The organism is Candidatus Nanopusillus massiliensis (genome assembly GCF_920984865.1).
In genome coordinates, this window is record NZ_OV100765.1 from 498,673 (window position 1) to 509,588 (window position 10,916).

19 protein-coding genes, 1 rRNA gene and 4 pseudogenes are annotated in these 10,916 nt (G+C 24.3%); 7 read left to right on the forward strand and 17 right to left on the reverse strand.

Annotated features, from left to right (window positions below; genetic code table 11):
• Nucleotides 1-226: 226 nt before the first annotated feature.
• Both LUA84_RS03480 and LUA84_RS04455 read right to left on the reverse strand, forming a co-directional pair.
• Entirely contained in the window at nt 227-526 is a 300-nt protein-coding gene (locus LUA84_RS03480) for a S1 RNA-binding domain-containing protein (protein ID WP_231434461.1), read from the reverse strand.
• Nucleotides 513-638, reverse strand: a complete 126-nt coding sequence (locus LUA84_RS04455) for a hypothetical protein (protein WP_256443546.1) — start codon at nt 636-638, stop codon at nt 513-515. The genes LUA84_RS03480 and LUA84_RS04455 overlap by 14 nt, the downstream gene beginning before the upstream one ends.
• Nucleotides 639-1,277: 639 nt before the next feature.
• Here LUA84_RS04455 and LUA84_RS05480 point away from each other — a divergent pair.
• Together LUA84_RS05480 and LUA84_RS03490 are read left to right on the forward strand one after the other, a co-directional pair.
• On the forward strand, nt 1,278-1,910 hold the full coding sequence (locus tag LUA84_RS05480; protein WP_457913385.1) for a hypothetical protein: 633 nt from the start codon (nt 1,278-1,280) through the stop codon (nt 1,908-1,910).
• Nucleotides 1,911-2,754: 844 nt separating this feature from the next.
• On the forward strand, nt 2,755-2,904 hold the full coding sequence (locus tag LUA84_RS03490; RefSeq protein WP_231434463.1) for a hypothetical protein: 150 nt from the start codon (nt 2,755-2,757) through the stop codon (nt 2,902-2,904).
• Between the two features lie 611 nt (nt 2,905-3,515).
• On the opposite strand, the gene LUA84_RS03495 is transcribed toward LUA84_RS03490, so the two are convergent.
• From LUA84_RS03495 to LUA84_RS03555, 15 genes and pseudogenes are all read right to left on the reverse strand, one after another.
• Nucleotides 3,516-3,806 (reverse strand): 50S ribosomal protein L32e, encoded by a 291-nt coding sequence (locus LUA84_RS03495; protein WP_231434465.1) that lies wholly within the window; start codon nt 3,804-3,806, stop codon nt 3,516-3,518.
• 84 nt (nt 3,807-3,890) lie between these two features.
• Nucleotides 3,891-4,133 carry a hypothetical protein gene (locus tag LUA84_RS03500; protein ID WP_231434467.1) on the reverse strand — a complete coding sequence of 81 codons (243 nt, stop codon included), beginning with the start codon at nt 4,131-4,133 and terminating at the stop codon, nt 3,891-3,893.
• Nucleotides 4,134-4,195: 62 nt separating this feature from the next.
• Nucleotides 4,196-4,426 carry a hypothetical protein gene (locus LUA84_RS03505; RefSeq protein ID WP_231434468.1) on the reverse strand — a complete coding sequence of 77 codons (231 nt, stop codon included), beginning with the start codon at nt 4,424-4,426 and terminating at the stop codon, nt 4,196-4,198.
• Between the two features lie 31 nt (nt 4,427-4,457).
• Nucleotides 4,458-4,989 (reverse strand): annotated as a pseudogene (locus LUA84_RS03510) (50S ribosomal protein L5).
• Nucleotides 4,986-5,354: a hypothetical protein gene (locus LUA84_RS03515; protein ID WP_231434472.1), complete on the reverse strand. Its 369-nt coding sequence runs from the start codon at nt 5,352-5,354 to the stop codon at nt 4,986-4,988. The pseudogene LUA84_RS03510 and the gene LUA84_RS03515 overlap by 4 nt, the downstream one beginning before the upstream one ends.
• A gap of 26 nt (nt 5,355-5,380) precedes the next feature.
• Nucleotides 5,381-5,527: a hypothetical protein gene (locus tag LUA84_RS03520; protein ID WP_231434473.1), complete on the reverse strand. Its 147-nt coding sequence runs from the start codon at nt 5,525-5,527 to the stop codon at nt 5,381-5,383.
• Between the two features lie 230 nt (nt 5,528-5,757).
• A complete protein-coding gene (gene rplX / locus LUA84_RS03525) occupies nt 5,758-6,180 on the reverse strand; it encodes a 50S ribosomal protein L24 (protein WP_231434479.1) in 423 nt (140 codons plus the stop codon).
• A 104-nt stretch (nt 6,181-6,284) separates the two neighbouring features.
• Nucleotides 6,285-6,689, reverse strand: a complete 405-nt coding sequence (locus tag LUA84_RS03530; protein ID WP_231434481.1) for an uL14 family ribosomal protein — start codon at nt 6,687-6,689, stop codon at nt 6,285-6,287.
• Nucleotides 6,686-7,021: pseudogene (locus tag LUA84_RS04825) on the reverse strand (30S ribosomal protein S17). Before LUA84_RS04825 ends, LUA84_RS03530 begins: the two are co-directional and overlap by 4 nt.
• Before the next feature lie 232 nt (nt 7,022-7,253).
• Nucleotides 7,254-7,369 (reverse strand): 5S ribosomal RNA (rrf, locus tag LUA84_RS03540).
• Between the two features lie 129 nt (nt 7,370-7,498).
• Nucleotides 7,499-7,597, reverse strand: a pseudogene (locus tag LUA84_RS05485) (ribonuclease P protein component 4); the annotation flags it as partial.
• 77 nt (nt 7,598-7,674) lie between these two features.
• The gene (locus LUA84_RS03545) at nt 7,675-8,025 is read right to left on the reverse strand and encodes a hypothetical protein (protein WP_231434483.1); all 351 of its coding nucleotides are present in this window, start codon (nt 8,023-8,025) and stop codon (nt 7,675-7,677) included.
• A pseudogene (gene pth2 / locus LUA84_RS04830) lies at nt 8,022-8,373 on the reverse strand (peptidyl-tRNA hydrolase Pth2). Before pth2 ends, LUA84_RS03545 begins: the two are co-directional and overlap by 4 nt.
• A 53-nt stretch (nt 8,374-8,426) precedes the next feature.
• On the reverse strand, nt 8,427-8,555 hold the full coding sequence (locus tag LUA84_RS04475) for a hypothetical protein (protein ID WP_256443550.1): 129 nt from the start codon (nt 8,553-8,555) through the stop codon (nt 8,427-8,429).
• Nucleotides 8,536-8,727 (reverse strand): hypothetical protein, encoded by a 192-nt coding sequence (locus LUA84_RS03555; protein ID WP_231434484.1) that lies wholly within the window; start codon nt 8,725-8,727, stop codon nt 8,536-8,538. The genes LUA84_RS04475 and LUA84_RS03555 overlap by 20 nt, the downstream gene beginning before the upstream one ends.
• 111 nt (nt 8,728-8,838) lie before the next feature.
• Here LUA84_RS03555 and LUA84_RS03560 point away from each other — a divergent pair, with 111 nt between their 5' ends.
• The 5 genes from LUA84_RS03560 to LUA84_RS03575 all read left to right on the forward strand — a co-directional run bounded on the left by LUA84_RS03560 (nt 8,839) and on the right by LUA84_RS03575 (nt 10,722).
• The gene (locus LUA84_RS03560) at nt 8,839-9,282 is read left to right on the forward strand and encodes a metal-dependent hydrolase (RefSeq protein WP_342765405.1); all 444 of its coding nucleotides are present in this window, start codon (nt 8,839-8,841) and stop codon (nt 9,280-9,282) included.
• The gene (thpR, locus tag LUA84_RS03565) at nt 9,279-9,557 is read left to right on the forward strand and encodes an RNA 2',3'-cyclic phosphodiesterase (protein WP_231434485.1); all 279 of its coding nucleotides are present in this window, start codon (nt 9,279-9,281) and stop codon (nt 9,555-9,557) included. Before LUA84_RS03560 ends, thpR begins: the two co-directional genes overlap by 4 nt.
• Before the next feature lie 45 nt (nt 9,558-9,602).
• Entirely contained in the window at nt 9,603-9,809 is a 207-nt protein-coding gene (locus LUA84_RS05490) for a 2'-5' RNA ligase family protein (protein ID WP_457913386.1), read from the forward strand.
• Nucleotides 9,810-9,834: 25 nt separating this feature from the next.
• Nucleotides 9,835-10,032, forward strand: a complete 198-nt coding sequence (locus LUA84_RS03570) for a hypothetical protein (protein WP_231434486.1) — start codon at nt 9,835-9,837, stop codon at nt 10,030-10,032.
• 330 nt (nt 10,033-10,362) lie between these two features.
• Nucleotides 10,363-10,722: a site-2 protease family protein gene (locus LUA84_RS03575; protein ID WP_231434487.1), complete on the forward strand. Its 360-nt coding sequence runs from the start codon at nt 10,363-10,365 to the stop codon at nt 10,720-10,722.
• The last annotated feature ends 194 nt before the right edge of the window (nt 10,723-10,916 follow it).

Genomic DNA, 10,916 nt, shown 5'->3' on the forward strand with positions numbered 1-10,916 from the left:
AATGTGTAGAACCACAATATGGACATCTATCTACATCTTTATCAATTATTGCTTTACAATTTCTACATATTTTTCTTTTTGGTTTTTTATATGCCATTATTTACCAGATTTTTTCTTTTGTTCAAGCCACTCCAGCTTACCTAATCNTGGTTGTTTCATTGTCATTGCAATCCTTGCATTTGATACACCTTTATAACTTACTGTAACTATTCTTGCTTTTACCATATCATTCTTTCAATACTTTTCTGCTATTTTTTCCAATTAAAGCTTCCTTTCCAGAGACAGATCCTCCATCATCCATTATTTGAGAAATATGAACTAATCCTTCTATATTTCCTATATTTATAAATGCTCCAAATTCTGTTATAGATGACACAAATCCATATGTTAATTCAGAAATAATTGGTAAATATGAAATTGCAGTAAATTTTACTTTATAATATACTCCTCCATCTTCAAAAACCATTATACCTTCAGATATTTCATCTATAGATTTTATTGTTACAATTATACTATTCTTTTCCACTCATTCCAACATAAGTATTTAATAATATCTTTTCTATCATTTCATTTACATTATCTGTTATTTCATTTGGCGGTACCCTTACTACATCATATATTTGAACTTCGTAAAACATTATTAGAATGATTTTATAAATTTTTATAAATCTTTGTAATTTTTATTTTTTTGCAATAAAAAATTATTATGAGCATAACAATAAATAATCTAAATAAATTCTATCAAAATAATAAAGAGATTCTGGAAGATATGGTAAAAATTTCACAAAATAGAGAAGTTGGATATTTATTATCAAATAATAGTTTTGGACATGGACCATCAAAAATAGAAACAGAAGATGATATCAATAAATTATATTAAAAAGGGTGCTATTTAATTTCACATATCACTTGAGAGATGGATTGATCTAAATATTTTGAGTGAAAAAGTTTCAAAAAAAGATTTAAATGAGTATAGATTAGGATGGGATTTTATAATAGATATAGATACAAAATCTTTAGATCTATCAAAAGTTACTGCAAGAATTATCTTTGATTATTTAAAAGAAAAAAATATTAATCCTATATATATAAAATATTCTNGAGAAAAAGGATTTCATATAGCAATTCCATGGGAAGTATTTCCAGAAACAATAAATATATATAAAAAGGATAATGTTATAGAAGAAGAAACAAGGAAATTATTTCCGGATCTTGCAAGAATATTAGCATTATATATATCAAAGGAAATAGAAGAGAAGTTAAAGAAAATAATATTATTGAAATTTAGTGAAGATGAATTAAAAGAACATGCGGTAAACGATATAGAAAAATTTAATCCATATGATATAATTGAAATAGATACAATATTAATATCATCAAGACATTTAATTAGATGTTTATATTCAATAAATGAAAAAACAGGAAATTTATCTATACCAATAAAAGAAAACTATATAGAAAAATTAAATCCTGAAGATTCCAATATAAATAATTATTCATATGAAGGTATACCATATTTAACTGAAGATTTAGAAAGAAAAGAATCAAAGGAATTAAAAAAATTAATTAATAATTCTTTATTATGGAAAATAAAAAATGAATTTGAAGTAAGAAAAATTAGTCAATTAGCAGAAAATTACAAAAATCAGGAAGGGATTGAGGAAGCAAAAAAAGATGTAGAAGAAATAAAGAAAAGAAAAATAGAAATAACTGAAGATTTATTTCCCCCATGTATAAAAAATATATTAAATAATAAAGAAATGGATGATGGAAGAAAAAGATCTTTATTTATATTAATAAATTTCTTTGTAAATATCGGATGGGAATGGGATAAAATAGAAAGATATATAAAAGAATGGAATGAAAGTTTACAGGATCCATTAAGAGATAGATATGTAGAATATCAATAAGACAGGCATAAGAAATTATAAAAAATAATAAAAAATATTTAACTCAAAATTGCAATAATGAAATATATTATAAAGATATGGAGTATGCACACCAGATAATATTTGTTCATTAATTAAAAATCCTTTGTCATATCCAATTAAAAAAATTAAAAATATAAAATCTTCTCAGGATTCTCAAAATAATTAATATAGAATTTTATTTCATCAATATGTTTTCTTAAATCTTAACTTCTCTTACTCTAAAATATTTAAAGAATTTTCTTCTTTCAACATCATTTATAATCATTCCATCAGATTCTAACAAATTTCTTCACATATTTGTATAATATTCTTCCTTTATTATCATTATCTGTTAATATAATTGCCTCTCTATAATTTAAAAATACTCCATCATCCCTTCTTATATTCATATAGCGTATATACATTATTAGCATCAGAATTCTTTTAATACTTCCTTATCTTTTTTACCTTCCACAATTATAATAGAATCCTTTTTCTCCCTTAACCTATGCAAAAAAGATATTGCCGTATACATTATAAAAAGTTTAACTTTTAATTATTAAAGTTTTTTTATTTATTATGCCACCAAAGGAAAGGGTTGTTGATGGTAAGACATTCTCATATACTGGATTAATTGACTTTCAAAAATTCTATAAATCAATGAAATAAAATTGGGATAATAAAGGATTTGACTTTTTTGAAAATAAACATGAAGAGAAAGTAAAAGATGATGGATCTAGATCTATAAATTTAGAATGGCATATAGAAAAGAAAATAACGGATTACGTAACATATATGTTATGATATATATATTACAATAGACACATTAAAATTATTAGATAATATGAAACAGTATGCAGGAATTTTAAATATAAAAATAAATGGGGATTTAATAACAGATTATCAAAAATATTTTGGAGATAAGCCATTTACTATATTTCTTAGAGGATTATTTGAAAAATATTTATATGATAGTGAATTAAAAGGATCATAAGAAAAGTATTGGAAAAACTGCAGATGATTTTCTAAATTTAGCAAAGGACTTTACAGCATCATTTAAACTATGACTTGGCAAACGGTATATAAAACAAGGGTAAGAGTCAAAAATAAAATTTGTTCCACAGGATTTTTATGAAAAATTCAAAAAATTCCTTGAAAATAATAAATGGGAAGGGATATTTAAAAAAGATAGATATGAAAAATATTATTTTCATAGATTAACTCCTGAAGGATTATTGTTTGTAGAAGCTAAATGGGAAGCTTATAAAAATTATTGGAAAGAAGAACCAAAAATTGATTGGAAAGTTAGAATTAACAATAATTATTAAGGCTGAATAATATAAATACATCTATTGGTGATTTAGATATAAGTATAGAAGGTTCTCATAATGTAGAAGAATTTAACAATTTTGATATAAGTAAGGCTAGTAGAACTGAAAAAATTTTATTAAGGTTAGGATTTTCAAAAGTATTGAGTCTAATGAAATCTAATCTAGAAAAAGTTAGAGGAAAAAAGAAATTAATAGANATGTCTGGAAGAGATTTATATAATGATTCTGAAAAGATAAAAAATTTTGTACTAGATTACTTCAAATTATATAAATATTAGCTATTAAAAATTTCTATATTTAACTCCTTTGCCTTATTTATTATTTGTTCTCTTTTTCTTTTTCCAACATTAGAAGCAATTATTGCACATTCTTTTTCCTTATCTATTTTTTCTAATTCTTCTAAATTATGTACCAATACAGGCCTCTTACCATTTGGCAATAATCCCTTTACTTCTCTTGGAGAACCATATCCAACTTCTACCATATAAACTCTACTTTTTAATTTCCTTCTTATCTTATTATGTATACCCCTTGGTCTTCTCCATGATTCTTTCCTATTTCTCAATTTTATTACTGTTCCACCATTGAAACCTAAGATAATCTGGTTTTTTCCTCTTAATTATTTTCCTTAGTTTTAATAATTTATTCATCATGGTTTTTGGATAATATAAATTCCGTCCTGGAACTTTCTTAAATCCTTTTCTCTTGCTTTTACTGAATTTTCTATTAATCCTGCAAGATTTCCTAATAATTCTATATCATGTCCCTCCAATGTGATTTCATTTTCATTTAATGTTGCTTTTACTCCTTGAGGTATTTCTATTTCTTTTATATCCCTTCCACCCATATAATTTTCAATTATTAATTTATTATTTTGCAATTTTAATTTCAATGGGAAGTGTATTGAAACACCCCTTAATTTATATACAAATCACTTTTGTTACGCCTTCAATATCATTTTTTATATGCGCAACCATTGTATTCAGTATCTCTAATTATTTTCTTTGAAGGAAAATATACCTTGAATATTATTTTATTTTCTTTTATTTCAACTATAATATTTCTGTTATTTATATTTCTATATTTTTCCCCCTTAGGTCCCTTTATATGTATTTTTCCATCTTCTATTGATACACTTACACTATTTGGTATTTCTACATAATCTATCATAATTGGAAGTCTCATCTAATCTTTATATTATAAAAAATATTAAAAATTATTCTTTTACAATATTTGCACCAAAATTGTTTTTTAAATATTCTATAACCTCTTCTTTTGTAGTTCTATGTCTTTCAGGTATTCTTGACCTCTTAATTCTCCTATACATTACTCTATATCCAGGTCTCCTAACAGTTACTATAACATCCATACCATATATACCAATTGATGGATCATATTTCATACCAGGTATCCATACATATTCTTTTATTCCGAATCCAAAGTTTCCATATTTATCAAATTGAGATTCCTTCAATGTATTATTTACTGCTTTTAATAACCATTTTAATGTTTCTTCAGCCTTTTTACCCCTTATTTTTAATTTAACTCCAATTTCCAATCCTGGTCTAATTCCCCAGGCTTGTACCCTTTTCTTTGCTTTCCTTCTAACAGGTTTAAGATCCGGAAACATCTTTTCTTAATAGTTTATCTGCCTTCTCTAAAGGTTCACCAGGTTTACCTACTCCAATATTTATTGTTACTTTATCAATAACAATTCTTCTCATTATATTATTTTTATTTGAGTTCATCTTACAGTAATTAAAGGTTTTTCTTCGCCTATTACAATCGAATAATCAAATATTGTTTCCTCCTTTTTATTATTATCTATATTTATATATTCTATAAATCTTGTATGTCCAAAGGGTTTTTTGAGTATTTTTATATTCTCTAATTTTCCAATTGTACTTACTTTTGACCCACAGAATATGTATATTAAACTTCCCTTATTCATTTTTATTATCTTTTCTATTTTATTTTCTTTTGTATTAAATAAAAAACTATCTCCTGTTTTTATATCTTTATCATCAATTATAAAATTCCTCCCATCAATTCCAGTAACCTGTATTTTTCCTCCCTTAACAAGATTCTTCCTCACAATTTTTATTATTTTCAAATCTTTTTCCTGTTCTGGAATTTCAATTACACTCTTAATTTTAAATTATCAGACATAACAACCCTATAATTTTTATTTAAATCCTTAATGGATATAACATCAAACAATCCAACATTATATCCCAGATCTTTTATTTTTTTATTATTAACCAAAACTTTTTCATTTCTTAGCAAATATTTTCTTCTCTCTTATTTTTTACAATTTTTAAATAATCTTTTAACCATAATAATATTGGCATACCATATTCAAACTTATATCCATTTGTTGCTGGCCTAATAATCCAATAATATTTCTTTCTACTTATTGGCCATGTTTTTGGTATTGTAATATTTCATAAATGCCTTTTATTNNAAACATGCCACCCATTTTATTATTTTTTAATAACTATTTTTAAAATATTTTCCTATTTAAATTTTTTGTTCAATTCCATTACTTTTGCCAATTCATCTTCCTTTATTGAGAAATTATTTAATAATTGATTTATTAATACTTCTATTTTACTTTCTTCAATATTTTTTGCCTTCATTTTTCTTTTTATAATTTCTATTCTATTTTTATCCTTTAAATTCAATCTTAATATTAATAATTTTGACCTATGAAGAGGTCTATACACTTCTTTATTTGCCTTATTTGTAAATTTAACATTATCTACATATACCTTATATTTTTTTCTATCTATATATATTACAAATCCTTCAGTATTTCTATATTTACCTCTTAAAACTGTAAAATAATCTCCAAGCATTAAGGGTAAAGAATTTATATTGATTAATTTTTTTATATCCTTTGATAACATTGAAGAAATTATCTTACCCCTAATATGCAAGGGAGCATTTACTTATATATTTTCTCTGTTTTCTAGAACTTTTAGAAGATTTCCAAGATGAACTCCAATCTTTATAATCAATATTTTTTATCTTTAGAACCATCTTATGTAACTATACTTGCAATTTTTCCAATTTCTGGCCATCTTTCAACAACCTCTCTTGCTACAGGTCCTCTAATAACTGTACCTGCTGGTGTTCCAGTTTTTTCATCTTTTATAATTATACAAGCATTATCCTCAAACTTTATCCTTCTTCCATCCTTCCTTCTATATTCTTTTCTCTGTCTACTTATAACTGCTTTCATAACCTTTCCAACTAATGATAAATCTCCATCTATTATTGATACAGAAACCATATCAGCAACTCCAGCTCTAGCATATCTTCTCTTTATACCCTTATATCCAATTACACAAACTACTTTTGATAGTTTTGCCTTTGAATTATCTGCAACCCTTAAAATTGTACCAACAGTAATTCCCTTGGTTACTCTAGCACTAATTGGCTTCATTTTTTACTAATTACAACAAAGTGATATTGTCTTTGATATTGGCCTTGTTTCTCCAATAATAACATCATCCCCTTCCTTTATATCTAAACATTTTGGAATATGAGACTTAATTTTTGATCTTCTTATCATATATCTTTCATATTTTGGAATATAATAGTATCTATAAAAGGTTACTAAAACAATTCTTCTTCTAACTCTTCACGCTTTTCCTTCAAATAAGAATCCTCTAATTCTTATTTCCCCATGCCATGGCACTTTTTATCATCACAAACTTTTTCAGGTGGATTTATACCTTCAATTCCTATATTCTTAACATGAGTCTTCTGTACCATTTTATGATTAAATTATAAATAGATTTAAAAATAATATTTCTAGAGAAATGATGATGGATCAACGATCTGAATGGTGATGATTGATGTGGCAAACTGAAAATTTATAAAGTTTTTAATAATAGTTTTAAACCTTCCTGAATATAATCTTCATTTATTTTATCAATAGTATTTGAATTTGAATAACTTAAGTCAATAAAAATTCAATATTCATTTAAAAATCTTTATAAATTTAGTCGGGCCGGCTTCCGTGCTTTCCCAGCTACCGCCAGTACTCACACGGACGTGGGCCGGCTTAACTTCCGTGTTCGGCATGGATACGGGTGTTTCCCGGCCACTTTGGCCGCCCTAAGATTATTTTTAAAATAAATATTTTTTAAATCTTTCTTATTATAAACCTTTTTACCCTATTACAATATAAACATTTATATATAATTCTACCTTTTCTTAGCCCCTAATCTGCAATGTTTTTCCAACAACTTAAAGAGTATAACATTTTTTACAAAATTTATTCCTCAATTCCTTTGGTAATTTTATTCTTGCTTTATTTTTTATCTTCCATAGTATAAATATATATCTTCTAGCTAACTCTTATATTATCTATATTTTCTAAAGCTAATTTATATAATTCAAAAATTCTTCTTTTTGCTATATTTTTATAGATTGTATTGTATTTCCTTTTCTTCATTCTTATCAAGGTTCTTCCACATAAAATACAATATTTCGCCTAAATGATGATTTACCTTTGGTATAAGAACCTCAATAGTTTCTTTCCTATATTTATCTATAGATATTACTACTGGAGAAGTTAAATTATAACGAATTCTAAATTTTAATGCCTCATATTGATCTTTTATATTTATATATTTAGTTCCTACTTCAAATTTTCTAACATAAGGAGAATGATTTTTAATTGTAATTAAAACTTTCTTTTCATAAATTATATTATTTACATCAAAAGATGTTTTTATTTCTACATTCCATACATCCATTAATTCTTCACTCATAATAATTTTAATGAACCAGTTACTTTATTAATCTTTTCTTCTATATCTGGGCCTATACCTATACAAGTAATAGTTCCAGGCTCTAATTGAGTTAATCCTGCATCTTTTATTAAAACAGTATTTAAATCTAAAGATATAGATTGATTATATATATTCATTAATTCATCCATTCATTCACCTAACAACAATTTTCTTTGCACCTTCCTCCCTCCATTTTTCTACTATATCTTTATCCCTTTCTAATTGATTTAAAACAGCTTCAACAGCAGCATGAGCTACCTGGGTACATAATTTCCCTTTTCCAATCTCCAAATCTTTTCTAACTACAATTACTAATTTATATACCATCTAATTCCTTTAATTTTTCCAATAATAATTTGTATCTATAATTATCTATCTTTTCATTTATTTATCTCTTCATTTAATTTCTTATTTATTTCATTTAGCTTTTTATTTATCTCATCTAATAAATTATATATGTTTTTTATATCATTTGAAATATTATTATATTTATCTTCTAACAAATTCAATTCTATCTTCAATTCTTTTATTTTCTGCCTTGTTATTTTCAATTTCGGATTTTAATTTATCTATATCTTCTTTTATACTATCTAAATATTTTTTAAAACCAAGTAGAACTACATTATATTTTTCAAGTCCCAGTAAATTGTTAATTATTTTATCATAATCTGTATCACCCATATAGTTTAATATTTTTTAGATATTGATAAAAATTATGATAATTAACTTCATCAAGCATTAGCATCATTTATAACATATCTTATATTTTTCTATATATTTGATTTTGATAAAATATCTTCAATAATTATATCAATAATAGTTGGGCTTATTTGCGTACTACCAGATTATGATTATAAAATTTATAACTGGGCAAATAAACAATATGAGATTATTAAAAAATCAAAAATTTTAAAATATCTATTATATCCATATTATTTATTTATTTTATTTTTACTGAAATTATTTAAACATAGAGGCTTTACTCATTCTATATTCCCAATAATAATATTTTTTCTTTTAGGATTTTTTATAATGAAAATATTTTATTTATTTTCTTTAGCATTTTTATTACATATTATTGAGGATTCATTAACAGTATCTGGAATTACTCCATTATATCCATTATCAAACTATAAATTTGTTATACGCAATTTAAATAATAGAAAAAATAGAAAATTACAAGAGTATCTATCCTATATAACTTATATTATATTTTTTGCAATAATTCTCTTATGAGGATATTTATAGCAATAGATCCACCAGAAAAGATAAAAGATGAAATAGAGAAAATCAGAAAGGGTTTCAGAGGTATATATGGGAAACCTGTTGAAAGAGAAAATTTTCATATAACATTAAAATTTATTGGAGTTGTACAGCCAAATATATTTGAAAAAATAAAAGAAGAATTAAAAAATATAAATTATAATAAATTTAGTATAAAAATTGGTAATATTGGAACATTTGGAGATAGAGTAGTTTGGAAGGTGTATATGAAGGATATGAAGATATAATTAATTTACATAATTTAATAGATAAAACAACTATATAAAATAAAAATTGATAGAGACTACAATTTTTCTCAGCATATTACATTATATAGAATAAAAGAAATAATAAATAAAAAAGAATTTAAAGAATCAATTGAAAAATTATCTAAATATATATCTGATGATATTTTAATAGATAGATTTTATATAAAGCAAAGTATATTAAGACCTGAAGGTCCCTTATATATAAATATGGCGGAATACAAATTATTATAAATATTATTGATAATCTATTTCTATAATGGCTTCAAACTTATTACCAGAGATAAAAGCAAGAAAATTCGATAGGATATTTATATGCAGAAAATGTGAAGCTAGGATTAGAGCAAATCCTGAAAAAGTAAGAGCAGGTCTTGTTAGATGTAGAAGATGTAAATCAACAGCATTAAGACCAAAGAAATCAGAAATTACGTTGGTTACTGGAAAAACAGCTAAGTAAATGAGTTATAATCTATATANATCAAACAGCAGTATTTTTAGCATATTAAAAATTTTTTTAGCTATCATATAATATTTATACTTCTAAAAATTTTTAAAAAAGAAAATACTGATTATAAATTTATTTATGGAATGTTTAAGACAAAAAAATAAATGGAAATAATGAAAAAAATATCTAATTCAAAATTTTCTAAATTTTTATCCATATCATCATTAATTTTAGGTCCTATATTAAATATCGTTAGCGGTTTTCTTCTTATTTTTTGGAATTTTAACAAAAACTCCAACATATGCCCCAGCATTACCTGGTATATCATATGGTCCTATAACATTGCCTATAGCACAAACAATAATTGCAATCTTCATAGCAGCATTTATACATGAGTTCTCGCATGTTGTTTTAGTATATAAAAATAACTTAGATTTTAAATCTTGGGGATTCTTTTATTTAGGACCATTAATAGGTGCTTTTGTTGAACCTGATGAGAAAGAAATTGAGAAATTGAATAAAAAAGAACAGATAAAAATATATAGTGCAGGTGCTGCTATAAATATAATTGCTGGATTAATATTTCTACTACTATTTCTATTTTCTATATATATAATTTCTATATTTAATTTAGCAACACCATATGTAAAGATATTACATACTCTCCCAAATACATATGCATATATATGTTNNNCCAAATAATACAATTTTATATTCTATCAATGGAAATCAAATATTATACTTAAATCAAATTGAAAATGCTTTAAATAATACAGAACCTGGTGAATATATTTTATTGAATACAAGTGCAGGATTATTTAATATTAAGTNAACTAATAAAGATGGTAAACCATTTACAGGAATTGTAACTGAAGCAAGAATATAATTATAAAATT